Origin of the sequence: Mycobacterium sp. (assembly GCF_029961025.1) — a bacterium.
Taxonomy (GTDB): Bacteria; Actinomycetota; Actinomycetes; order Mycobacteriales; family Mycobacteriaceae; genus Mycobacterium.
Genome location: NZ_JASBVP010000002.1, coordinates 478,023 through 502,200, shown reverse-complemented (window position 1 = coordinate 502,200; position 24,178 = coordinate 478,023). Strand labels below are relative to the sequence as shown.

Here is a 24,178-nt window from a genome sequence, read left to right as displayed (position 1 = left end):
CGTCAAATGCCCCGCCCGGTAAGCTTAGGCAAGAGCCGAAGGCCGGGACTACCCCAAACTCGGTGACCGAGGCCAGAACCCCGCGCCCCGGGCGCGTACTATCCCGGGTGAACCGGTGAAGTCCTCTTCAGGGAATGCCCCGATGGGTGATGCGGCCATGACGATGCCCCCCGCGCTGCAGCGAGCGCTGGAATTGCTGGCCGATCCTCCGGAGCACCCGGACGTCAGCAAGGGTTATCTCGACCTGCTGAGCGCCGGGCCGTCCGCGCAAGAGGCCGCGGCGCCGAAAAACACCGGTCCGCTGCAGGCGGTGTTCGCTTCGCGGCTCGGCTCGGCGGTATACGACCACGCTCAGGTCGCTATGCGCCGGCTATTTGCGGCGTGGCTGAACCCCACCCGCTGGTTGACCATTCCGGCCGGCGGGATCGCCTTGGACGTCGGCTGCGGCCCGGGCAGCATTACCGCGTCGCTGGCGGCAGCCGTGGGCTCCGGCGGGTTGGTGCTGGGTGTCGACATCTCCGAGTCGATGCTGGCGCGTGCGGTGCGAACCGATTTCGGACCGCAGGTCGCCTTCTTGCGGGCGGACGCGCAACGGCTTCCGCTGCGCGACGAGACGGTCGACGCCGTGGTGTGCATCGCCGTGCTGCAGCTGGTGCCGCAGCCCGCGGCGGCACTCGCGGAGATCACCCGGGTACTGCGACCGGGCGGACGACTGGCCTTGATGGTTCCTACCGCGGGGCCCGCCGCCCGCATCGGCCGGCTGCTGCCGGGCGGCTGGGCCTACGTGTTCGGCGAGGACGAACTCGGCGACCTGCTGGAAGACCGGGGCTTCGTCAGCGTGCGGGTCAAAACTTTCGGCACTTTTCAGTCGGTGCGTGCCCAACGAGGCTGACACCGCCGCATCGGCCGGCCGGGATCCGGCGAAAACGGCCCCTGGCGGGCCGGTTTGGCCTACCGTTGCCAGCGTGATCTCACCCCAAACATCCCAGCCGACATCGCACTTGGTGCCCGTCGAAGCATTGCACTCAGGTGACCCGATCACCGACGTTCACGGTGGCGGTCACCACTATCGGGTGCTGGAGTCCAAGCGCATCGGCGATAGTTGCGTGGTTCTCGAACTCGAGTCGAAAGCCGATCACCGGCTGCGTGTCATCGAGATGTCTTTCCCCACCGGCTACCTCGTTGACCGGGCGCCGCGGCAAATTTTGTGACGCCCGTGGGCCGCCCGGCTCTTTAGCGGCGATTTCAGGGCTGGGTTAGTGTTAGTCCCGGATGAATCCCTTGCTGCGCATGAGAAATTCGGCGAGATAGCCGTCATGGGGCAGTTGCGGTGCGCGCTGCGAGGTCGGGTGGTGATCGCGATAGAGATTGCTCACCGTCGGTTCGGCCAGCAGCCTGTCGACTAGCTGCTCATCGGAGGTGATTGCGGTGATCACCAGCGAATGCCGAAGCGGCGCCAGGCCGTCTGCGCGTGACCACGGGCTCACCCACACGCAGGGGAACGGCAATTCCACGTTGAGCTTATCGGTATCGGGTGCGGCGAGCAGGTGCACCGCCGGGCGCAGCGCCGCGTCGCCGTCCCCGAGATCGGCGACGATCTGATCGGCACCCAGCAGCGGTGTCGAGCCCGCCGCTTTGGCGGCCAGGTGGTCGGCCAACGCCCGCGCCCGCGTGATCGGCTGGGTCGGCAGCACGGCGCGTTCGTCGCTGGCCGGCAGCGCGGGAATGCGGGCCAGCCGCTCGGCGATGGCCCGCCCCAGCGGCGCAGCGTCACCTTCGTACAGCACCGCCGTGGTGTTCTGGCACGCCATCCCGCCCAGACTGCTGATCGAGTCCACGATGACGTCGAGGTAATCACGCCAGTTGCGGTCCGCGGTGATCAGGATTTTCGACCGGCCCGGGCCGTTGACGAAGACCGTCGAATCGGCGCCGTACTTGTCCACCACGTCCTGGCCGCCGAAGACCATGCTTAAATCCGCCGCGCGGATGATCTCATCGGCGCCGGTGTAATCGGTCGGCAGATACAACACATCCTCGGGGCGGAAGCCGGCGTCGCGCAGCGCGATAATGACGCGATGCCCGGTAAACGGCTCCCGCTGGGACGGGCGGATCACGACCCGGTATCCCAGCGCCAGCGCCTGCGGCCAGGCGCCGTGCACGCCGGGATGGTTGCCCGAGGCATGCACCGCGAAGACCTCGCCCCGGCGCACCCACACCCCGCTGCCACCACGGGTGCGCTCGTCGCGCCAGTCGAACACCGAACCCACCGGACGGGCCGGTCGCACCGCCTGCATCGCCCGGCCCAACTCCGCGGCGACGCCGAGCGCCGCGGCTCGGGTAACCGTGATCGGCAGGCCCGACACCCGGCTTGCCAGCCCGACGTAGCCCGCGAAATCCAGTCCGGCGATCCGGTCCTGGACAAAGAGCGTGGCGGCCCTCTCCAATGCGGCTGCGCGCTCGGCCCACGGCAGCGGGGCCACCCCGCGTTGCGCCGCGATACTGCGCGTGACAAACAGCGCCGGCACGATGCTCAGCTCACCCACGGCCACCCCCGCGGTGTCTGTGATGGTCTGCCGGTTGCGGGTGCGGTAGCTGCCGGCCGGGCCCAGCGCATCGAGCATCACGGGATCTCCTACCGCGTGGGATGGTCGGGTGAAACTCCTGCTCATCGGGCAGCGATGCTACCGAAGGGCCGTTGGCCCCGCGGGTTTGGCGCTATCACCGACCGCTATGAATCTCGCTCCACAACGCTTGATAACACAGCGCTGCCGGACTGTGCGGGGCGAACGCTGTCACCGGCGCTCGCCGTTCGGCCATCTGCTCGATGATCGACAGCGCGGGAATCGCCGTGGTCAGCACCCCCGGTCGCCGCGCCGCCAACTGCGCCATCACCTCCCGGTGCAGCCGTTTGCGCCGGTCCACCATCGAAAAGAACGCATCTACCCGCGGTCGATGCCCATCGAGGTCTCCGACGAAACTCACCAGTTGATCGAACGTGCGCACCGACAGCGTCGCCGGAATCACCGGCACTAGCAGCGTGTCCGCCGCGTACAGCACGTTCTCCGACAGCAGCGAAATGCTCGGCGGGCAGTCCAGAAAAACCACGTCGTATTCGTCGCCCAACGGCTGCAGCAGCTGGTGGATCCGTCGGGTGGGCCGCTTGGCGTCATCGAGCCGCAAATCCAGGTTGCGGTAGCTGAAATCGGCGGGCAGCAGATCAAGCCGGTCGAAATCGGTGGCCTTGATGGCGTCATCGATCGATCGGGTTCCCCGCACCAGCGCTTTGGCGCCACCTTTGACCTTGGGGCGCACCCGAAACAGATACGTCGCAGCGGCCTGGGGATCCAGATCCCACAGCAACGCGTGATGACCGTCGCGCGCCGCCAGATGAGCAAGGTTGACCGCGGCCGATGTCTTACCCACCCCGCCCTTGATGTTGTACGTCGCGTAGACCTTCACCGGCGCACCAGGGCCTTCACCCGGGCCTTCTCGGCTAAAAACGGCCGCAGCCTGCCCGCCAGCTCCGCCCGTGCCTTTAGCTGGCGCGCGTCGAGCTGAGCGGCCAGTTCGCCCATCGCCAGGACGGTTTCCGGCGGGGCGGCACCCTCCGCCATCATCGCCGCGGCGTATTCCCGAACCGCCTGGCGCTGCACCTCGCCGTCCTGGAACTCCCCGAGCGTGTCCTGCAGCGCCTTGAGTTCCTTGACCAGACGGCGGTGAGCGGTTTCCGCGCACAGTGGCCGGAACACTTCTAGCAGATAGCGCAGTTCCTTGCACCGCTTGCGCAGCGCGTGCACCTCTTCCCCGGGCGAGTCGGCGGTGATTCGCGTGCCGCGTTTGCCGACACGCCGAAACGCCCGCCGCAGCCGTTGGTCCGCCACTGCGACGATGGGCTGTCCCCCGCCGGCGCCGGCGGTCACCTCCGCCAGCTCCGATCGCCAGGCCTGCATCAGCTTGTCAAAACGACGTGACCGCAGCCCGCGCACCAGCCGACGACGTTCCGCAGCCCGCCGCCGCACCAAAAACGACCGGAACGGATCGAGGTCGACCGGAGCCGCCGATGTCAACGCGGATGCCATGTCGCCCACCTTGAGCAAAAACACGTCCAAATCCCGCAGCCGCGTCGTCAAATCACCCAGCCACGTGAATTCCGGTTCGTACCGTGCCGCCAGATCACCGGGCAGCACATCACCGGTGAGCTTGAGAATCGAGCGGGTGCGCCGCACCGCCACCCGCAGATCATGCAGGAACTCGGTGTCGATGTCGGCGATCGTGCCCTCGATGTTGGCGTCGATGCCCGCCGCGAAGTGCCGCAGCACGCTCGCGACGGCCACCGGTGCCGGGGTGTCCGGGCGCAACGGCACGGTCGGATTCTTGTCGTAGTCGCCGGGTTTGCGGCCCGCGTGGGCCAGTGCGTGATCATACGGTGTCGTTGCCACCGGGGTGAGTCCATCGAAGTCGGCGAGCCGCCGGGAGATCTGGTCGGCCTCGCCGGCGTACCCTCGCAGGGGTTGCACCAGCAACCGGGTCGCGCCGTCGTCGTCGCTTTCGACCACAAGCCGGGCGACGGTCTTGCCGTCGGCGTTGAGCACCCGGCTCTCCCGAACGGTGCAATGCACGGTGACAACCGGAACCAACGCCCGCGGAGTCACCACCGGTGCCAGCGCATCACGCAGCGGACCGGCCGGCAGATCGGCCAGCAGCACCGGCCAATGGCGCGCCGGCAGCGGGCACTGCCGCCGGCTCCCGTCGGGTAGGTGCATGGTCAGCGGCCCATCATCGGTGTATTCGAGGGAAATCCCGGCGTCGTGCAGTCGCCAATCGAAGGTGTCCAGCCAGGTCTTCGCGACCGTCCGCACCGGCCCGGGGCGCACACCGAACGTGGGCTGCAACGCCGCCGCCAGGGCGTCCGGCGCCACCGTGTCACGCGTGCTGAAAGTGCGCGAAGGCCTGGTCATCTGATGCCTCTCCGCAGGACTATCGGCCGCTTCGGCCGATATCTCGCGGATGATAGTCACCTTTTGTTCACTCTGCATTTACCTAGCGGCCACGAATGCCTCCTCTCCGCGGGTGTCGAGAGAGGGAGCGGACGGACCGGCCTGATAACACCGCAGTCACCCGGGTCCCGCGCCGGCGGCGGCGCGCTCGACGTCGATAAGCTGCTCACCCCGCCGTTCGGCGTCGTAGGCGCTACGCCCGCCCCGCAGACCGAAGAGCCGTTTCGAGATCACGAGATAGCCGATGGCGGCCACATTGATACCGAATGTCACGGACCGGGTAATGGTAAGGCCCTTCAGCAGGTCATGCACTTCCAACGGCAGGAAGATCGCGGTGGCCGTCACCGCGAAGTATTCGCCCCAGCGTGCCAGCAGCCATAGCCCGATACCTTCGACAATCTCCAGCATCGCGTAGGCCGTCAGCGAGGCGGCCAGCAGGCTCAACGTGGCGGGTTTAGCGGCTAAGGCCTTCTCCAGCTCGTGCACCGCGGCCATCTGGTCGACCTTGAATCCACTGGCGCGCAACAGCGGGAGATCGCGGTCGAGGCTCGCTTGGATGGATCCCTGCGCGCCGCGAAACTTCCACACCGCCCACGCCGCGAGCCCAAGCAGTGCCGCCCGGATCCAGCGCTCCACCCCCAGGGCGCGCACAATGATAGCTTGACGTAAAGCTTTGCCCCGCAAAACTATTGGTGCGTCTTCCGGGCGCCCGCGCCCGTTCGGGGCACCCAGGATGAACTCACCGCAGCGCAGGCACCGCCACACGTCACCCGCCCCGGTGGTGCCGCTGAGCCGGGCGGCGAGCAGCGGATCGTCCGGGGCGTAGGTGACATGCCCCCGGCGGGCGCAGGAGCGCAGCTCCCACCGGTTACCCACACGATGCCCAGGCATGTAAACGCACTCCTTCGCTGCCGCGACGAGCCGATCATTCATGCCGGCCGCCGATGAGACAAGCGACCGCCGCTACGGCAGAAAACGCCGGTGTATGTAGGTTCTCACGTTCGGCGGCACCTGATCGGATCGCTGACCTGGAGATTTTCAACTTGTCATCGACCTACCAGACCTGGTGATCGGCGATAGCTAGCCTCCCCGCCTTTATCGCCCAGCCCGGGCTAGGAGGGGCTAGGAGATGGCCGACGGCAGTCACAGTCGGGGCGAGACGTTGTGTCGCAGTCGTGTCGTAGGCGGTCAGTGTTGTCGGCCAACGACTGGACGCGACGCGTTGCGTTCGCAGCTATGCCACGGCTAACATCGCGTTTTAGGCGATGAGGTCCGCCTTTAACCGCCCCCCGGCTAATGGCTTCTACCACAAGGGTGCTCGGGGTAGAGGGTATGGCACGGTGATAGCGGAATTGACCGGTGGATCGTGGTTGGGTCGCTCGTCGACATCCATGACCGCGACGGGTGCCTACGAGGCGGCCTTCGCGATGACCGTGCCGCCGCCGCTGATCACAGCCAACCGCGGCCTTTTGATGACGTTGATCGCGACCAACATCGTCGGACAAAGTTCAGCGGCGATCGCGGCCGCCGAACCCGACTACGCCGAGATGTGGGCCCAAGACGCCGCCGCGATGTACGGCTACGCCGGTTCGTCGGCGGCAGCCTCGACGTTGACGCCCCTCACCTCACCGCCACCCACCACCAACCCGGCGGGTACAGCAGGCCGGGCCGCGGCGTCGGCGCAGTCGATCCTGTCCAACGGCCCACAGTTGGTATCGGCGGTCCTTCAAGTGCTTGGGGCGCTGGCAGCGGCTCCGTCGGCGAATCCGGCCCAGGCGCTGACGCGGGTGGCGACGCTCGCGACGTTGGTGACGATACCGTTGCTTGGCGCCGACACGGTCACGGCGAGTTTCGCTGCACCCGCTTCGACTTTCAGTGGGTCGGCATCGTCGACGTCGGAAGCGCTGACGTATCGAGTTTTCTTGATCAACTTGATCAACGCTGATCGCCGCTTCGCGGGGGTCTCGCCGGGGCGGCCGGGGGGCCGTCGGCAGCACTGCCTCGCTGAGACGCAGCGATTAGCGCTAACCGATTCCGGGCTAATGACCGCCGAGGAGACGAAATGTTCATCACCAATTCCAGACAGGCATCCGTCAATATGAGGGATGACAAACGTGGCAGGCTATGACTACCGGGCATTGGCCGCGGTCTTCGCCGGTGGCATGGTAGGCACGTTCGCCAGGAGTGCGCTGACCGCCAGCATGCCCGCCCCGGACCCCACCCGCTGGCCATGGTCGACATTCACTGCCAATATTGCCGGTGCTCTGTTGATCGGCTACTTCACCACCCGGTTGCTGGAACGGTTGCCCGTCTCGAGCTATCGACGGCCGTTCCTGGGCACCGGGGTATGCGGTGGCCTCACCACATTTTCGACCATGCAGATCGAAATCGTAGCAATGATCGAACATCAGAAGTACCTCTTGGCCGGCAGCTACAGCGTCGCCAATGTCGTACTAGGCTTGCTCGCGGTATACCTGGCCACCGGGGCCGTACGCCGTGCGCAGGTGCAGTAATGGCCATCTCGGTCGGCATCTTGATTTCAGGCGGGGTTGGCGGCGTGCTGCGATTCCTCGTGGACGCGGCGGTGGGTCGCCGAGTAAGGCGGTCGTTCCCGTTCGGCACGCTGACGGTAAACGTCAGCGCGGCAATGCTGATGGGTCTTGTTACCGGCTTCTCCTTCGGACTCAGCGACCACGCCCTTGCCGTCATCGGCGGATACAGCACGTTCTCCACATGGATGTTGGAAACCCAGCGGCTAGCAGAGGAGCGGCAATTTGGCTATGCCGTCGCAAATATCGTGGTCAGCATGGCCCTCGGCTTAGCCGCCGTGCTGCTCGGCCAATGGGTTGCAGCCACCGTGCTCGGGCATCCGATTGGTCAACGACTGTGATCGAATCAGCCTGGAAGCTCAGCGCATACTTCCCTGAGCGATTACGTACCATCACCGATGCCACAGGCGGCGTCCGGCCTGGGTTTCTGGCCGAGCACGTACTGAATCTATTCGAAGAACGCAAAGTAGCGACCAGCGTGATGCTTCGGGGCATCGCGAGCTTCGGACCGATAGGCGTGCTGCGGACCGACGAGTCGCTGAGCCTATCGGAAGATCCGCCGGCGGTGGTCTACGCGGTCGACACCGAGTCCACGATCAACGATCTGGTTGACGACGTTGCCTCTGTCACCGGTCGGGGGCTGATCACCCTAGAGCGGGCACAGCTAGCTCGCGCTGACGTGGTGTCTGCTTTGGCCGAATCCGCCACACGGGATGCGGTCAAACTCACCATCTACGTAGGCCGCACCGTACGCATCGGCGGCATACCAGCGTACCGCGCCGTGTGCGACATATTGTATCGCCAGGGATTCGCTTTTGCCGCTGCGCTTTTGGGAGTCGACGGCACTGTGCATGGCGTGCGCTACCGTGCCAGATTCTTCAGCCGCAACGTCAATGTTCCGATGATGATCGTCTCTGTGGGAACCCCGAAACAGGTCTCGGCCGCCGTCACCGAACTCACCGGTGCCATGCCGAATCCATTGCTCACGGTCGAGCGGATCCAATTATGCAAACACCAAGGAGAACTGCTGACTACACCGCGTGAATTGCCGACGACCGATGAACGCGGGCGACCGCTGTGGCAGAAGCTAATGGTGCATACCACCGAGGGCGACACGTGCAACGGCGCGCCGATTCACCGCGAGATCGTGCGACGGCTGCTCAAATCGCAAACCGCCCAGGGCGCCACGGCGGTACGCAGCGTCTGGGGATTCCAAGGAAGTAAAAAGCCACATGGCGACAGAATCATTCAGCTGGTAAGGAAAGTGCCCGTGGTTACCATCATAGTCGACACTCCCGCGTCGATCGCACGCAGCTTCAAAGTAGTCAACGAGCTGACGGCCAGCCACGGAGTGGTCACCTGCGAGATGGTCCCCGCCGCGCTGTCGATCCACGCACCGGGCCGGCGTGGCAATCTGAAACCAGCGCACTTTGACTACTGACAAGCGATCTTCTGAAGGCGCTATGTGAAGGCGCCAGAGCCAAGGGTTGCGCCGGAGACGATCGGCCTGACTCCTCGTTGTCGGCATCAACGGCCGGCTCTGCGCCATCGCCGCGCAGCTCAGTAGGAACCTGGCCTTTCCACAAGGTACTGAGCAACTCGCGGTAGGGTCCGATCAGGTAGACGGTGTCGTCCGCGTGCAGGCGAACGTCGCGTCGTGGGTGCAGCGTGACCGCTGCATCGGGGCGGGTAATGGCGACGACCCGCGTCTGGGTCGATAAGTCGAACATACGCGGGCCGCCGAGTTCGCTGCCGGCCGCTACCCGCATCGCGCCGACCACGAATGAGCGTTGTCCCACCGAGAACTATCCAACACCTGCAACCCGCTAGCGGCGCCGATGAACCACGGTGCGGCCACGTCGACAGTCAAACGTGCATTGAGAAAACCAAAGCGCCGCCCCAGCGCGAAACCCGGCGCCCGGTCAAGCACCCGCAACACCGATGGCACGTCGGGCCAATGATGCATCGGGGCCTCGGTGACCCAGCAGCTCGGCCAACACAAATCCCGTTTCGATGTCGGTCATGTCGTCCCGGGTCAACACCGCGACGGCACGGCGCGATCCACCCGAGCAGCAACTTACCGCGGCTAACAGCACCCCGGGCCAACAGCTGCCTCACCGTGCTGCCGGCAGGCGGCAACCCACTGCTTGCGAGAAAAACCGTCGCCTCGACGGTCGGTCCGCCAGCGGCCACGCCTCGGCCATCTCACCTTGTGAACACAATCCCCTGAAGCCGTGCGCGGCGTGTCTCAAACTCACTGCACAAATGCAGTCGTAGTGCAGTCGAACATGAGACAGTGCAGTCAAACGTGAGACCCTACATATGTAGGTTCTCAACATATGTAGGGTCTCACCGCGCCATGTTGGCAAAGCGCGACAGGTGCAGCTGGTGGGCGACGGTGACGGTCTTGGTTGGGCCGTTGCGGTGCTTCGCCAGAATCAAATCCGCTTCCCCACCACGCGGGTCGTCACGCTCGAAGGCGTCCGGGCGATGCAGCAAGATAACCAAATCCGAGTCCTGCTCTAAGCTGTTATGCGCGCAAATTCCGTTAGCTATGAAATTATGTGTGCCACTGACGGTTCCGTCGTAGACATCGAGCTCACCCAGGCTGGTGATTTCGACGATCCGGTCCCAGAACACGTCATTGGTGGTCAAGTCGTGACCTTCACGTTCGTGCCTCGATGGGCCGGGTTGGTGTCGTCGTTCCCGAGCGCCCGCGTGCTTGTGCACCGCTTTTGACGGCGCCGTGTCCAGGTGACCTTTCCGGACAATGCTTTCGGGTGCCGGCAGGAATCGCGACGCCAACCGCAGCTGCGGTATCCGGGTCCCCGCGCCGTCATCGACAACCACGGTTGCGCCGCGGCTGGGGGCAGGGTCCGCCATAGCCATCGGGCCGGCTTCGTCAGCGCGAGCGTTGCCCGCCGGTCGGTTCTTCACACATGACCCACCGCCGACGACGTGAGCCGGCAAGGCCGCCCAGCAACCGCATATCCGGTGAGCACCAATCGGTTCCGGCACCCGAGATGGTACCGCCAGCCGGTCACCGAGCCGGAGTCGCTCCAATGCCGTCCACCCGTGCTGGGTCATAAACGGGTGGTTGGCCGTGGCCTCGACTTCACGCCCCGAGGCCAGCCGGAGTCGGAACACCTCTTTGCGGCCGCTGGGGAACACATTCGTCATCGGCCGTGCGACCATCCGTAGTTGCTTGTTCAGCGACCACACCAGTGGGCGCTCACCGGTGCGCAGTAGCTCGCCCAGTGTCACCTCGGTATTGGTATCGGCGCGTAGAATCCGCGTCGCAGCGGTAAGACAGCCTGATTCCCGAAGATCGGCCAGCATCGGCTTTTTGTCGGTGCGCTGCTCCGGGCCACGGTTGAGCTGACTGATCGCCACCACGGGTACATCGAGTTCTTTAGCCAAAAGCTTTAAGTTTCTAGAGAACTCGGACACCTCTACTTGGCGTGACTCATATTTTTTCCCGGACGTCATCAGCTGGAGGTAGTCCACCACGATCAGCTTCAGACCGGCCTTCTGCCGCAGCCGCCGCGCCTTGGCGCGGATCTCCATCATGGTCAGGTTAGGCGAGTCGTCGATGTATAGCGGCGCCTCGCTGATTTCACTCATCCGCCGCGCCAGCCGGGTCCAGTCGTCATCACTCATCCGTCCCGAACGCATATCGGAGAGCTTGATTTTCGCTTCCGCTGACAGCAGCCGCATCACGATCTCGGACTTGCTCATCTCCAGCGAGAAGATCACGCTGGCCATCCGGTGCCTGATCGAACAGGACCGCAAAAAATCCAACCCGAGAGTGGAGTTATGCGTCGGCACCATCCCGCGCCCGGCCAGGTATAGCTGCGCGCCGTTGTCGACCTGCACACACCGCACCGGCACACTGTGGGTCCGCCGCACCGCATCCAGTTGCAGCACCGGGGCCATCAGGGTCGCGGTCGACCGTAGCCCGTCGTAGCGCCCGATCGACCCGGCCGCCGCGATACTGTCTAGCCCGCAACGCAGCTCCGCCGTGCGGCGAATGCCATAACCCGTGGGCCACTGGTGATCGGCATCGGCGACGATGACGGTGCCGTCGGAGAACTCGACCTCATAACAGGGCCGGCCGAGCATGATGTCGGTCGCGGCCACAACCCGCGTCGGGCGGCCATCGGCACCGAGCAACTCGTCTCCGACCGCGACGTCACCCATTGTCGTCCAGCCACCCGGTGTCGGCAGCGGGGTGTCCAGCGCGAGCGCCTTGCCCACACCGGGCCGCGCCGCGACGATGATCATCTGACCCGGATGCAGGCCGTTGGTCACCTCGTCGAGTTCGTGAAAACCGGTTGGGACGCCGCGCGCCAGGCCACCGCCGGAGGCGATCGCGTCGATCTCGTCCATCGTGGGTTGCAGCAGAGCCTCGAGCGGGACGAAGTCTTCGGAAAGCCGCCGATCGGTGACGTCGTAGATCTCGGCCTGCGCGCGATCGACCACCTCTGCCACATCGGAGCCTTCCGCCCCCGCGTAGCCGTACTGCACCACCCGGGTGCCGGCTTCTACCAGCCGGCGCAGCAGCGCTTTTTCCGCGACGATGCCCGCGTAGTAACCGGCGTTGGCGGCCGTGGGCACCGTCGATATCAGGGTGTGCAGATACGGCGCACCGCCGACACGGCGCAGCAATCCGCGACGGTCCAGTTCCGCGGCGACGGTCACCGCGTCGGCCGGTTCCCCGCGCCCGTAGAGGTCCAAAATGGCGTCGTAGATGTTCTGATGTGCCGGCCGGTAGAAGTCACCGGGCCGCAGTCGCTCCAGCACGTCGGCGATGGCGTCCTTGCTCAGCATCATCCCGCCCAGCACCGACTGCTCGGCCGCCAGATCCTGCGGTGGCTGGCGACCGACGTCTTCCCTGGGTGAGGCGGCGTCCATGCCGGAGTACCCCAGATCGTCTACGACCGCCACGGGCTGTCACCTCCTCCACGACGATGTTCGAACGAACATTCGAGCTATCCGAACCCTAGTTCCAGCCACCGACACCGCCTACCTTCGGCACACTTGGCTGTCTCCCGCCGGGGCGGTCGCTGCCCGGAGAACGTCGGCACCACCTCGCGACGCTCCAGGTTAAACGTTGCTGGAACGGACCCAAAGCGCCATTGTTCAGAAAGTTGTGCATCGGGTGTGCATAGCCGTTCGAGACGGTGTTGAGGCGGTTGTGGAAAAGCTGTTGATGAACATCCGGTTTTTCTGCAGCACCGCAGATAAGAGCACCACAACTCGTCGTCGTTGTTGTGGATGACAACCTCTTCGGCGTGTCGGCGCAGGTTGCCGTCTCGGGCGTGTTGGGTGACCGCCGGGCGGGCACGGTGTGAACGGGCCGTTAAGTTAGCTAACGGGTCTCCGGGGAGCCGTCGGTTCGCCGGATCCGGGGCACCTCACGACACCCCGCGGCCCGGGCGAGTCACCACCAGAGGCTATGAACGTCGGGTCAGCTCTCGGCGACGACGTGCAACGCGACGTCGACGTCGACGTCGGGGTGCAGATGCACCGACACTGAATGCATGCCCACCGCCTTGATGTGGGCTTTGGGCAGGTGCACGGTTCGCTTATCCAGGCTGGGCCCGCCCGCGGTCTTGATGGCCGCGACAACGTCGCCGGCGGTCACCGAGCCAAACAGCTTGCCGGTATCGGGTGCCGCCTTAACCGAGAGCGAGACCGCGCCCAGCGCCTCGATCGCAGCTTTGATTTCGTTGGCGTGCTGAAGATCGCGTACCTGTTTGCGTTCGCGGGCACGGCGAATCTCGTCGACCTGCTTCTGGGCGCCGCGGGACGCCACTATCGCTAATCCGCGCGGCAACAGGAAGTTGCGCCCGTACCCATCTTTGACTTCGACGGTGTCCCCGGCGGAACCGAGGTGGTCGACATCAGCGGTGAGGATCACTTTCATCGCGTCATGGGTTCCGTTCTGCGCTCAGCGGGCCGACGAGGTGAACGGCAGCAGCGCCATCTCCCGGGCGTTTTTGACCGCGATGGCGATGTCGCGCTGATGCTGCACACAGTTGCCGGTCACGCGGCGGGCCCGAATCTTGCCCCGCTCGCTGATATAGGTGCGCAACAGCGCGGTGTCCTTGTAGTCGATCACTTGATCCTTCTTGGCGCAGAACACACACTTGCGTGTTTTAACCGGCTTCTCGGGAGCCGGGCGTCGCTTGGATTTCGCCATGTCTTTTACTCTTTCATTCCTCGTGCTTGGAGATCAGTGCTTGGCGATCAGAATGGTGGCTCGTCGTCGCCGCCGGCGAACGACCCCGAGGCGGGGGCGCTTCCCCACGGGTCGTCGGTGACTCCTTCGTCTCCCGGAACCGAGGCGGCACGGGGGCCGGCGCCGAAACCACCACCCCCGCTGCGGTTCGCTTTGTTGACCTTGGCGGTGGCATACCGCAGTGAAGGACCGATCTCATCGACCTCAACCTCGACGACGGTGCGCTTTTCGCCTTCACGGGTTTCAAAGGAGCGCTGCTTAAGACGCCCGGTGACGATCACCCGCGCCCCCCGGGTGAGGCTTTCAGCCACGTTCTCGGCGGCCTCCCGCCAGATGTTGCAGCGCAAGAACAGCGCCTCACCGTCTTTCCATTCGCCGCTTTGGCGGTCATAGATCCGCGGTGTCGAGGCCACGGTGAAGTTCGCAACGGCCGCACCCGAGGGGGTGAACCGTAACTCGGGGTCGGCGGTCAGGTTTCCGACGACCGTGATAGTGGTATCACCGGCCACAACGTCCTCCTGGGATTAGCGGGTCACCAATCTAAGTCGATACTCTGCGGGACGCCGGCAAGCGTCTCACCGCAGAGCCTACGCAACGGGCCTGACGCTCGGCAGTCATCCGTCGACAGGGTTGTTCTGGTCGCACCGCCCGCTCCGCGGTCCACTCAGCGGGTGTCGATGCGCATCACTTTGGTGCGCAGCACCGACTCGTTTAACCTGAGTTGGCGGTCGAGTTCGGACACCGTCGCCGGGGCCGCCTTGACATTGATGACGGCGTAGATCCCTTCGGCGTGTTTCGCGATCTCGTAGGCCAGGCGGCGTCGACCCCACACGTCGACCTTCTCGACCGTTCCCCCGTCCCGGCGGACGACGTTGAGGAACGCCTCCAGGGACGGGGCGATGGTGCGCTCGTCGAGAGTGGGGTCGAGGATCACCATGATTTCATAGGGACGCACGGAAACCTCATCACCTCCTCTGGTCTCTGCGGCCACGGCACATCCGTGGCAGGAGGGTCGCCGGCGTCGGCAACCTTACCAGGCTACCGGGTACCGCCTTGGCCCGCGAAATCCGCGATCCGAGTGGGCAGTGGCGGCGCCGACTGTGCATGTCGGGCGGAACCCCCCAGAGAAATCCCGCCCTACCCGCACGCTCGACGCCAAGGATGCACGCTCGACGCCGTCCCGCCGACCGCCAACCGCCGATCGCATCTCGGGCCGCTGCCTCAGGCGGCCGCTCGCGCCGGCTGCGCCGGCCGCAGCCACCGCGGCAGCCAGCGAGGCGCGGCATCGCGGGCCCCGTCAAACACCCCGCCGGCGGGATCGTCGAGGCGCCCACCCCAGCGGACCAGGTCCTCGTCGGGCCGGTAGATCTGGCGCACTACCAGCGCGCACAAGCCCACTACCACGACGTCGCGGACCAGCACGGTAGCGGTGAACCACTGCTCTGGCAGCCCACGGTTGGAAACACCGTACAGGTAGTACATCCGGGGTACCCACACCGCCGCGTCGATCGTCATCCACGCCAAAAGGATGCGCCGATGCGGCAAAGCCAGTACCGCCAGCGGCACCAGCCACAGCGAAAACTGCGGGCTCCACACCTTGCCGGTCAAGAGAAAAGCCGCCACCACCAAAAACGCCAGCTGGGCTACCCGGGGTCGCCGGGGAGCGGTGAGGGCGAGGTAGGCAATCGCCGCGCAACACCCGACAAAGAGCCCACCGCTGACAGCGTTCAGCACCACCGGAGGTTGCCAAAAGCCCAGTGTCCGGTCGAAACCCTGCCATCCGGTGAAGGATTTGACGACGTTGTAGAGCGAGTCCATGTCATCGCCGCGTCGGGTGTTGAGCCGGAAAAACTCCGACCATCCTCGGGGAAAGAGCAGCATCACGGGCAGGTTCACCACCAGCCAGCTCGCCGCCGTGGCCGCGGCGGTACGCGCCAGCTCACCGAATCGCCCGGCGCGGAGCCCCAGCACCGCCAACGGGCCCAGCAACAACACCGGATAAAACTTCGCCGAAACCCCCAACCCGATCAGCACCCCGGCCAGCCCCGGCCTTCGGCGCGCCCACGCCAGCAGCCCTGCTGTCGCCAAAGCTGTTGCGAGTGCATCGAAGTTGGTGAAAATCTGAAAAATCACCAGGGGGGAGGCGGCCACCAGCGCGGCATCCCATATCCGTCGTCCAGCCAGGGCGGCACTGGCCCAGATGGTGGTCAGCCAGGCCAGTGCCAACCCGAACGCCGCGATATCGAAGAAGACAACCACCTCGGCCACCACCGGCAGCCCCAACAGCCTGCTCAGCGCGGTGTACGTCTTGGCCAGCGCCATTGACGCGTACTGGTAGACCCCGGTCAGCACCGGGTACTCCATGTAGCGCACCGCCGGCCGGCCGTCGTAGCGAAACTGCGGTTTACCGGCCGAATCAGTCTCGACCCAGCTCGACTTGTACGGGAACTTGCCCTGGCTCAACAACTCCGCACCGTACAGCGGGACCGTGTCGGAGTAGCACAACTGGTAGTAGGCGCGCTGATGCTCCCAGTTGGCCACCCGCTGATCGGCCGTCCCGGTGCCGGTGCTCTGCAGGCACGGTGCCTTCGTTGACCAGCCCAACGCCAAAAACACCAGCCCGATCAGAAGCATCGCTCGCAGCGGGGTCAAAAATCGCGCCCGGCCGATCACCGCGTGCCTGCCCACCGGTCCGCCGATCACGGCCGACAACGCCGAACCCAAAGCGTCGGTGCGACTAGGGCAGTCGCGGTCGGCGGCGGTGCGCAGGTCGGCGGCCAACGGCTGCGGGGAGATGACGGCGCGCTGGGTACCGGTGCCGGTCACGGCGGCGGGGCCGGAGCCTGGGGGCTATCCGGCGGGCCGACGGGGATGGTGGTAGGCGGGCCAATCGGGATGGTAATGCCCGGTGCCACTTCGAGAGTGGGCTGGATGACGGTCTGCGATGGCGGCGCCGGCGCTGCTGACGGCACAGGCGGCGGGGCCGGCGCGCCGGCGTAGCCGCCGATCTCGGTGGGCCTTGGGAACGCCTCGTTGGGCGTGCCCTGCAACGCGCCGTCCATGGTCGCCTTCCAGATGTCGGCCGGCAGACCCGAACCGTAGACCGGCGCACCCCACTTGTTGACCAGCGGCTTGTCGTCTTTGACGGTGCCCACCCACACCGCCGTCGACAGCGACGGGGTGTAACCGACCATCCAGGCATCCTTGTTAGCGCCGGTGTTGCCCAACTGCGTGGTACCGGTTTTGGCCGCCGACGGCCGGCCGCCGGCGAGGTTATGGCCCCGCGAATAACCGGCGATCGGCTGCATCGCCGAGGTGACGTTGTCGGCGACCGCCTTGGGGATGCGCTGTTCGCCCTGGTGGTCTTGGGCGGCAGCGTCGAAGAGCACTTGGCCGCTGGAGTTGACGACCCTTTGCACGAAATGTGGCTGACGGTACACACCGGACGCGGCCAGCGTGGCGTATGCCGAGGCCATGTCTAGCGGCCGGGTTTGGTACTGGCCCAGCACGATGCCGTTGTTGGGTGGTCCACCCTGGCCGTCTTCGGACAGTGTGTGCGCAACGCCGGGAAAACTGGTGGGAATGCCCGCTCGGTGGGCGGCATCGGCGACGTCCTGCGGGCCGTGTTGCAATTTCAGCATCAACCGGTAGTACGAGGTGTTCAACGAGCGTTTGAGCGCCTCGGCGATACTGCAGGTCCCGCAACTCTCACCCTCGACGTTGGTGATCGTAATGCCATCAACCGTCAGCGGTGAACTGTCCAGCTGGTAGCCCAGGCCGATACCCTGCTCAAGGGCCGCCACGAGGGCGAACACCTTAAACGACGACCCGGTCTGCAGCCCCGCTTGCGCAAAGTCGAAACCGTTGGCATCCGAGCCGCCGTAGTAGGCTTTCACGCCACCGTTGCGGGGGTCGATGGCGACCACCGCGGCCCGCATGTCGGGGTCTTGGCCCTCGAGGTATTTCGCCACCGCCCGCTCGGCGGCCCGCTGCGCCGTCGGCTCGATCGTGGTGGTGACCTGCAGGCCTTGGGTGTTGAGCGTCCGCTCGTCGATAGCGAACAACTCGAGCAGCTCTTTGATCACCTGCCGCTCGATCAGTCCGTTCGGTCCGGTGGTCTGGTTTTGCGTGCGGGCCTCATCCGGCGGGACCGTCGGCGGAAACACTTGTGCTGCACGATCCGCCGGCGACAGCGCGCCAGTTGCCACCATCCCGTCAAGCACCCAGCTCCAGCGCGCGGCAGCGCCCCTGAAATCGACCGCCGGGTCGAGTGTGGACGGTCGTTGGATCAGTGCCGCCAACAGTGCGCCTTCGGAAACGGTGAGCCGTTCAACCGGTTTGTCAAAGTACGCCTTGGCGGCCGCCGCGATCCCGTAGGCTCCGCGGCCGAAATAGATGATGTTCAGATAAGCCTGCAGCACATCGTTTTTCGACCACTCCCTGGACATCTTGGTGGCGATGACGAGTTCTTTGGCCTTGCGGGTCAACCCGGCCAGCCCGGAGCGGCGCGAACCAACCAGGGCGTTTTTGACGTACTGCTGGGTGATCGTCGAACCGCCCTGCAGGTCACCGCCGAAGATGTTGTTCTTCAACGCCCGTGCGAAGCCGGTGTATGAGAATCCGGGGTTCGAATAAAAGTTCCGGTCTTCGGCTGCAATCACCGCCTGGCGCACGTGCACCGGCACCTGATCGAGGTTGACGTCAACCCGATTGCCCTCGGGAGGAACAATTTTGGCGAGCTCTGAGCCGTCGCTGGCCAGAATCGTTGAGACCTGGTTGGTGCGGATGTCGCCCGGCTTAGGAATATCGACGATCAGATACGCCATCACGAATGTGATGATCGGCAGCACCAGCGTCACGGCCGCGATCAGGTAAAGCATGCGCGGCAGCCATCGCCAATTCGCCCCGGGAGCCCTTCGGCCCGGTTGTGGCGGTTGGCCCGCCGACGGTCCGGGCGAAAGCCCCCGCGGCGGGCGGGCTTCTTCAGTCGGCCGGCTCCGGCCACTCGGCCCGGGATGGAACTGCCGGGCATCCAGCACGGCCGCTGCCGACTCGACCGGATTCCGCCGGCCGGCTTTGGGACGGGTGGCATTCAATGCGGCCTTGACCGCTTCAATCGGCTCCGGTGCCCGCTTCGAGTCGCCCACCGGCGGGAGGACCGTCGTCAACCGGTCGTCCGGCGGGACCGGAGCGTGCCGGCCCCGCGCACCGGATCCCGCAGCACCGACGGAACGTCTGGGGGCACCGTCGGCCCCCGGGGCACTGGGAACGTCAACGGCCGACGGATCCTGCCGTCTCTTGTTATTCACTGGCGGTGCGGGTGCGGGTGCGCGCCGACCGCGTGCTCCGTGATCCCTCGGGCGGGCGGCCCAGTCCCAGGACATACGACTTGACCAAGTGATTCCAGCTGCAGGTCCGGCAGACCTCCACCACATGGACCGAGAAGTCGGCGTAGCGGGTGGCCATCACGGCCAACTCTTCGGTGGTTCGGGCGGAGCCAGACATCGCCCCCAGATGATCGCCGAACACCCATGACACCAGTGTGAGCTGCTCCTTTCGGCAGATCGGGCACATCACCGGGCTGGGTTTCCCGTGGAACTTCGCGGCGCGCAGCAGGTATGGGTTGGCGTCACATACCTCGGATACCCCGGTGCGCCCCGAGTACACCTCGGCCAGCAGTGAACGCCGCTGAAGCGCGTAATCCACCACCTGTCGCTGCGATCGCACGTTGACCAGAGTACGTCGTCTTCCCGCCGTGACGATGCCCACCGGTGTGGCGCCTCCCCGCCACCGCCGATGGTGCCGTCAGCGGGTGCATCCAGCTCCCGGTAAACCGCCGTCAACCTCCCCGCAGGCCGCCTCCTTTCCGGCTCAGCTGGGCGGGCGACTAAACGGGAGCCGAATGGCAGCCGAACGGGAGCCGGTGTAGCGACAAATATATCGAAACGATAGGATGACTCGACGCGTCGAACCGTTGTAGCCACTCGCGCAAAGGAGGTGATTCGATTGCTGGAACTCGCTATCCTCGGCCTCCTGCTCGAATCGCCCATGCATGGCTACGAGTTGCGCAAACGGCTCACTGGTTTACTCGGGGCATTCCGGGCGTTTTCCTACGGTTCACTGTATCCGGCGCTCCGGCGCATGCAGGCCGACGGGCTGATCGCCGAGGATGCCGCCCCCGCTGGGACGCCGGTGCGCCGCGCTCGGCGCGTCTACCAACTGACCGACGCCGGCCGGCGTCGCTTCGCCGAACTGGTGGCCGACACCGGTCCCCATAACTACACCGACGACGGTTTTGGAGTGCACCTGGCCTTCTTCAACCGGACTCCGGCCGAGGCCCGGATGCGGATCTTGGAAGGCCGCCGCCGTCAGGTGGAGGAGCGCCGTGAAGGCCTGCGTGAGGCCATCGCGCGGGCGAGCAGTTCCCTGGACCGCTACACCCGCCAGCTGCATCAACTGGGTCTGGAGTCCAGTGAACGTGAAGTCCGGTGGCTCAACGAATTGATTGCGGCAGAACGACTGGCGCAAGGCCGTGCCGAGTAGCCCTGAACGAATCCAACGGCACGTGAACACCCACGACAGAGGTCACGACAAAGGTAAACAAAGGTAAGGAGAACGCCCTATGAGTGAGCACATCGCGCCGGAGGCGTCGGCCGAGATTCGAGTCGCCATTGTCGGCGTCGGCAACTGCGCGTCCTCGCTGGTACAGGGCGTCCAGTATTACCGGGATGCCGACGAGACCTCGGTGGTGCCCGGCTTGATGCATGTGCGGTTCGGGCCGTATCACGTGCGCGATGTCAAATTCGTCGCGGCGTTCGACGTGGACGCCAAAAAGGTCGGCTTCGATCTCTCGGAGGCGATCTTCGCCTCCGAGAACAACACGATCAAGATCGCCGACGTGCCACCCACCAATGTGGTGGTGCAGCGCGGCCCGACCCTGGACGGCATCGGCAAGTACTATGCGGAGACCATCGAGCTCTCCGATGCCGAGGCGGTCGACGTGGTGAAAATCCTGCGTGAGGCCGCCGTCGACGTGCTGGTTTCCTACCTGCCGGTGGGCTCCGAAGAGGCCGACAAGTTTTACGCCCAGTGCGCCATCGACGCCGGGGTGGCGTTTGTGAACGCGCTACCGGTGTTCATCGCCTCCGACCCGGTGTGGGCCCGCAAGTTCGCCGACGCCGGGGTGCCGATCATCGGTGATGACATCAAAAGCCAGGTCGGTGCGACGATCACCCATCGGGTGATGGCCAAGCTGTTTGAAGACCGCGGGGTGCAACTCGACCGCACCATGCAGCTCAACGTGGGCGGCAACATGGATTTTCTCAACATGCTCGAGCGGGAGCGGCTGGAGTCGAAGAAGATCTCCAAGACCCGGGCCGTGACCTCCAACCTGCAGCGCGAGTTCAAGACCAGGGACGTGCACATCGGCCCGTCCGACCATGTCGGCTGGCTGGACGACCGCAAATGGGCGTACGTGCGCCTGGAGGGGCGGGCATTCGGCGACGTGCCGCTGAACCTCGAGTACAAGCTGGAAGTGTGGGATTCGCCCAATTCCGCGGGTGTCATCATCGACGCCATCCGGGCGGCGAAGATCGCCAAGGATCGCGGGATCGGCGGGCCGGTCATCCCGGCGTCGGCGTACCTGATGAAAAGCCCACCACAGCAGATGCCCGATGACGTCGCGCGCGCCCAACTGGAGGCGTTCATCGCCGGCTAGCGGTAGCTCGCGACAGTGCGACTGGCGACGGCCCTTCTCGGGAAACGTGTTGCTCGCGGCACTTTCGCGGCGGCTTGGCTATGCCGTGGTGGGTCACAACGGGTCAGTAGGGCCAGGACCAGTCGCGGACTTCGGGCAGATCCTCGCCGTGGCGGTGGGTCCAGAGCCGGTGGCGGGTGCGCAGGTCTTGCATCCGTTGGCGCAGCCGCGCGCTGCGGGGACCCAGACCGGGGACCCGGTCGAGCACGTCGATGACGAGTTGGAAGCGGTCCATGTCGTTCAGCACGAGCATGTCGAACGGTGTTGTGGTGGTGCCCTCTTCCTTGTAGCCGCGCACGTGGATGTTGTGGTGGTTGGTGCGCCGGTAGGTCAGTCGGTGGATCAGCCAGGGATAGCCGTGGTAGGCGAAAATGACCGGGCGGTCGGTGGTGAACAGGGCGTCGAACTCACGGTCGCTCATGCCGTGCGGGTGTTCGATCTCGGGCTGCAGCCGCATCAGGTCGACCACGTTGAGCACCCGGATCCGCAGGTCAGGCAGGTGTTCACGGAGGATCGACGTGGCGGCGAGGACCTCCAGGGTGGGAATGTCGCCGGCGCAGCCGAGCACCACATCGGGTTCGCCGTCGTCCTCGGTGCCCGCCCAGTCCCAGATCCCGGCGCCGCGGGTGCAGTGCAGCACGGCGTCGTCCATACCCAGCCAGTCGTGGGTGGGTTGCTTGCCGGCGACGATGACGTTGATGTAGTCGCGGCTGCGCAGGCAGTGGTCGGCAACCGACAGCAGGGTGTTGGTGTCCGGCGGCAGGTAGACGCGGATGATCTCGGCTTTCTTGTTCACCACATGGTCGATGAAACCGGGGTCTTGGTGGGAGAAGCCGTTGTGGTCCTGACGCCACACGTGCGAGGTCAACAGGTAGTTCAGGGACGCGATCGGGCGCCGCCACGCGAGCTGTTTGCTGACCTTGAGCCATTTGGCGTGCTGGTTGAACATCGAGTCGACGATGTGGATGAACGCCTCGTAGCAGGAGAACAGTCCGTGGCGTCCGGTGAGCAGATAGCCTTCCAGCCAGCCCTGGCACAGATGCTCCGACAACACCTCGGCCACTCGTCCCTCGGTGGCCAGGTGCTCATCGACGGGCAGAATCGTCGCCTCCCACTGCTTGTCGGTGACCTCGTAGACGGCGCTGAGCCGGTTGGACGCGGTCTCGTCGGGCCCGAACAGCCGGAAATTACGGGTGTTGGCGTTGGCTCGCAGCACTTCCCGCAGGAATCGGCCCAGTGTTCTGGTCGGTTCGGACAGGGTGGCGCCGTGCTGGGCGACGTCAACGGCGAAATCGGTGAAATCGGGCAGCCGCAGCGGCTGAAGCAACAGTCCGCCGTTGGCGTGCGGGTTCGCCCCCATCCTGCGGGTGCCGCTCGGTGTGGTGGCGAGCAGGTCCGGCAGCGGCCGTCCGGCGTCGTCGAACAACTCCTGCGGCCGGTAGGAGCGCATCCAGGCCTCCAGCATCGCCAGATGCTCAGGGTTTTCCCGCACGGCCGGAAGTGGGACCTGGTGGGCGCGCCAGGTGCCTTCGACCGGCTCGCCGTCGACCTCGACGGGCCCGGTCCAGCCTTTCGGTGAGCGCAGCACGATCATCGGCCACCGCGGGCGGCTACCGCCGCCGTCGGTGCGGGCACGCTGTTGGATGCGGTGAATCTCGGCGAGGGCGTCATCCAGGGCCGCCGCCATATCCCGGTGCATGCGGTGCGGATCGGAGCCGGTGACGTAGCGGGGGGCATAGCCGTATCCGCGCAGCAGCCAGTCCAGTTCCTCCTCGGGGATGCGGGCCAGCACGGTGGGGTTGGCGATCTTGTAGCCGTTGAGGTGCAGGATCGGCAGCACGGCGCCGTCGTGGACCGGGTCGAGGAACTTGTTGGCATGCCAGCTGGTGGCCAGCGGCCCGGTCTCGGCCTCACCGTCACCGACGACGCAGGCCACCAGCAGGTTCGGGTTGTCGAAGGCCGCGCCGTAGGCGTGGGCCAGGGAATAGCCCAATTCTCCGCCTTCGTGGATCGAGCCGGGCACCTCGGGGGCGACGTGGCTGGGCACCCCGCCGGGGAAAGAGAATTGGCGAAACAGCGTGCGCATGCCGTGTTCGTCGCGGGGCACATCGGGGTAGCACTCGGAGTAACTGCCCTCCAGCCAGGCGTTCGCCAGCAGCCCCGGGCCGCCATGGCCGGGTCCGATCACATACATCATGTCCAGGTCGTGGTGGCGGATGAGCCGGTTCAGATGGGTGTAGATGAAGTTCAGGCCGGGTGTGGTGCCCCAATGCCCGAGCAGTCGGGGTTTGATGTGCTCGGGCCGCAGCGGCTCCCGCAGCATGGGGTTGTCCAGCAGGTAGATCTGCCCGACGGACAGGTAGTTCGCTGCGCGCCAGTAGGCGTCCATGCGCCGCAGTTCGTCGAGTTCCAGCTCGGTGCCGGTAGCCACGGCCATTCCTTCTCCTTGGTCTTGTCTCCATGGTCTTGGCGACGCCTCCCGCCAAGCGCCTCCCGCCGGGTATGGCAACGCACGACGTCAGCCGAGGTTCGCGCCCCGTTGTGTACGGACGTCCCGCGGTGGTCGACCTCCCACGGACGCTGCACCGACAGCGGCGCCGGCCCGGCCGCGGTCGAACGCGTCTCCCCGGCA

General features: G+C 65.6%; 21 protein-coding genes, 1 pseudogene and 1 riboswitch. Of the genes and pseudogenes, 8 read left to right on the top strand and 14 right to left on the bottom strand.

Annotated elements, in window-relative coordinates; translation table 11 throughout:
• Positions 1-142 precede the first annotated feature (142 nt).
• Both QJR12_RS03085 and QJR12_RS03080 read left to right on the top strand, forming a co-directional pair.
• The gene (locus QJR12_RS03085) at positions 143-892 is read left to right on the top strand and encodes a methyltransferase domain-containing protein (RefSeq protein ID WP_300576073.1); all 750 of its coding nucleotides are present in this window, start codon (positions 143-145) and stop codon (positions 890-892) included.
• Between the two features lie 73 nt (positions 893-965).
• The gene (locus QJR12_RS03080; RefSeq protein ID WP_300576070.1) at positions 966-1,211 is read left to right on the top strand and encodes a hypothetical protein; all 246 of its coding nucleotides are present in this window, start codon (positions 966-968) and stop codon (positions 1,209-1,211) included.
• Between the two features lie 51 nt (positions 1,212-1,262).
• Here QJR12_RS03080 and QJR12_RS03075 read toward each other — a convergent pair whose 3' ends face one another.
• The 4 genes from QJR12_RS03075 to QJR12_RS03060 form a co-directional block, all read right to left on the bottom strand.
• Positions 1,263-2,669 carry an aldehyde dehydrogenase family protein gene (locus tag QJR12_RS03075; RefSeq protein ID WP_300576068.1) on the bottom strand — a complete coding sequence of 469 codons (1,407 nt, stop codon included), beginning with the start codon at positions 2,667-2,669 and terminating at the stop codon, positions 1,263-1,265.
• Positions 2,670-2,718: 49 nt separating this feature from the next.
• Positions 2,719-3,459: a ParA family protein gene (locus QJR12_RS03070; protein ID WP_300576065.1), complete on the bottom strand. Its 741-nt coding sequence runs from the start codon at positions 3,457-3,459 to the stop codon at positions 2,719-2,721.
• The gene (locus tag QJR12_RS03065) at positions 3,456-4,958 is read right to left on the bottom strand and encodes a CHAD domain-containing protein (protein ID WP_300576063.1); all 1,503 of its coding nucleotides are present in this window, start codon (positions 4,956-4,958) and stop codon (positions 3,456-3,458) included. The genes QJR12_RS03070 and QJR12_RS03065 overlap by 4 nt, the downstream gene beginning before the upstream one ends.
• 156 nt (positions 4,959-5,114) lie before the next feature.
• Entirely contained in the window at positions 5,115-5,888 is a 774-nt protein-coding gene (locus QJR12_RS03060) for a DUF2127 domain-containing protein (RefSeq protein ID WP_300576060.1), read from the bottom strand.
• Positions 5,889-6,249: 361 nt separating this feature from the next.
• A riboswitch (Fluoride riboswitch) is annotated at positions 6,250-6,310 on the top strand.
• A 78-nt stretch (positions 6,311-6,388) separates the two neighbouring features.
• On the opposite strand from QJR12_RS03060, the gene QJR12_RS03055 reads away from it, so the two are divergent.
• The 4 genes from QJR12_RS03055 to QJR12_RS03040 are packed head-to-tail and all read left to right on the top strand — an operon-like array spanning position 6,389 to position 8,987.
• The gene (locus tag QJR12_RS03055) at positions 6,389-7,099 is read left to right on the top strand and encodes a PPE family protein (protein ID WP_300576057.1); all 711 of its coding nucleotides are present in this window, start codon (positions 6,389-6,391) and stop codon (positions 7,097-7,099) included.
• Between the two features lie 12 nt (positions 7,100-7,111).
• On the top strand, positions 7,112-7,510 hold the full coding sequence (crcB, locus tag QJR12_RS03050; protein WP_300576054.1) for a fluoride efflux transporter CrcB: 399 nt from the start codon (positions 7,112-7,114) through the stop codon (positions 7,508-7,510).
• A complete protein-coding gene (crcB, locus tag QJR12_RS03045; RefSeq protein WP_300576051.1) occupies positions 7,510-7,887 on the top strand; it encodes a fluoride efflux transporter CrcB in 378 nt (125 codons plus the stop codon). The genes crcB (QJR12_RS03050) and crcB (QJR12_RS03045) overlap by 1 nt, the downstream gene beginning before the upstream one ends.
• Positions 7,884-8,987 (top strand): DUF190 domain-containing protein, encoded by a 1,104-nt coding sequence (locus QJR12_RS03040; RefSeq protein WP_300576048.1) that lies wholly within the window; start codon positions 7,884-7,886, stop codon positions 8,985-8,987. Before crcB (QJR12_RS03045) ends, QJR12_RS03040 begins: the two co-directional genes overlap by 4 nt.
• A gap of 118 nt (positions 8,988-9,105) precedes the next feature.
• Here QJR12_RS03040 and QJR12_RS03035 read toward each other — a convergent pair.
• From QJR12_RS03035 to QJR12_RS02995, 9 genes and pseudogenes are all read right to left on the bottom strand, one after another.
• Positions 9,106-9,600: pseudogene (locus QJR12_RS03035) on the bottom strand (potassium transporter TrkA); the annotation flags it as partial.
• A 295-nt stretch (positions 9,601-9,895) separates the two neighbouring features.
• Positions 9,896-12,493 carry a replicative DNA helicase gene (dnaB, locus tag QJR12_RS03030; RefSeq protein ID WP_300576045.1) on the bottom strand — a complete coding sequence of 866 codons (2,598 nt, stop codon included), beginning with the start codon at positions 12,491-12,493 and terminating at the stop codon, positions 9,896-9,898.
• Positions 12,494-13,016: 523 nt separating this feature from the next.
• On the bottom strand, positions 13,017-13,475 hold the full coding sequence (rplI, locus tag QJR12_RS03025) for a 50S ribosomal protein L9 (RefSeq protein WP_300576042.1): 459 nt from the start codon (positions 13,473-13,475) through the stop codon (positions 13,017-13,019).
• Between the two features lie 24 nt (positions 13,476-13,499).
• Complete coding sequence (gene rpsR / locus QJR12_RS03020; protein WP_300576039.1) at positions 13,500-13,751, bottom strand: 30S ribosomal protein S18; 252 nt, start codon at positions 13,749-13,751, stop codon at positions 13,500-13,502.
• Between the two features lie 47 nt (positions 13,752-13,798).
• On the bottom strand, positions 13,799-14,299 hold the full coding sequence (locus QJR12_RS03015) for a single-stranded DNA-binding protein (RefSeq protein WP_300576036.1): 501 nt from the start codon (positions 14,297-14,299) through the stop codon (positions 13,799-13,801).
• A gap of 155 nt (positions 14,300-14,454) precedes the next feature.
• Entirely contained in the window at positions 14,455-14,745 is a 291-nt protein-coding gene (gene rpsF / locus QJR12_RS03010) for a 30S ribosomal protein S6 (RefSeq protein WP_300576033.1), read from the bottom strand.
• A gap of 266 nt (positions 14,746-15,011) precedes the next feature.
• Positions 15,012-16,616, bottom strand: a complete 1,605-nt coding sequence (locus QJR12_RS03005) for a glycosyltransferase family 87 protein (protein WP_300576031.1) — start codon at positions 16,614-16,616, stop codon at positions 15,012-15,014.
• Positions 16,613-18,958 (bottom strand): transglycosylase domain-containing protein, encoded by a 2,346-nt coding sequence (locus QJR12_RS03000; protein WP_366526282.1) that lies wholly within the window; start codon positions 18,956-18,958, stop codon positions 16,613-16,615. The genes QJR12_RS03005 and QJR12_RS03000 overlap by 4 nt, the downstream gene beginning before the upstream one ends.
• A gap of 133 nt (positions 18,959-19,091) precedes the next feature.
• Positions 19,092-19,517, bottom strand: coding sequence for a DUF5318 domain-containing protein (locus QJR12_RS02995; RefSeq protein ID WP_300576027.1), 426 nt, complete (start codon positions 19,515-19,517; stop codon positions 19,092-19,094).
• A gap of 279 nt (positions 19,518-19,796) precedes the next feature.
• On the opposite strand from QJR12_RS02995, the gene QJR12_RS02990 reads away from it, so the two are divergent.
• Positions 19,797-20,333 (top strand): PadR family transcriptional regulator, encoded by a 537-nt coding sequence (locus tag QJR12_RS02990; RefSeq protein WP_300576025.1) that lies wholly within the window; start codon positions 19,797-19,799, stop codon positions 20,331-20,333.
• Positions 20,334-20,412: 79 nt separating this feature from the next.
• Positions 20,413-21,507 carry an inositol-3-phosphate synthase gene (locus QJR12_RS02985; RefSeq protein ID WP_300576023.1) on the top strand — a complete coding sequence of 365 codons (1,095 nt, stop codon included), beginning with the start codon at positions 20,413-20,415 and terminating at the stop codon, positions 21,505-21,507.
• Between the two features lie 103 nt (positions 21,508-21,610).
• Here QJR12_RS02985 and QJR12_RS02980 read toward each other — a convergent pair whose 3' ends face one another.
• A complete protein-coding gene (locus QJR12_RS02980) occupies positions 21,611-23,983 on the bottom strand; it encodes a phosphoketolase (protein WP_300576022.1) in 2,373 nt (790 codons plus the stop codon).
• Between the last annotated feature and the right edge of the window lie 195 nt (positions 23,984-24,178).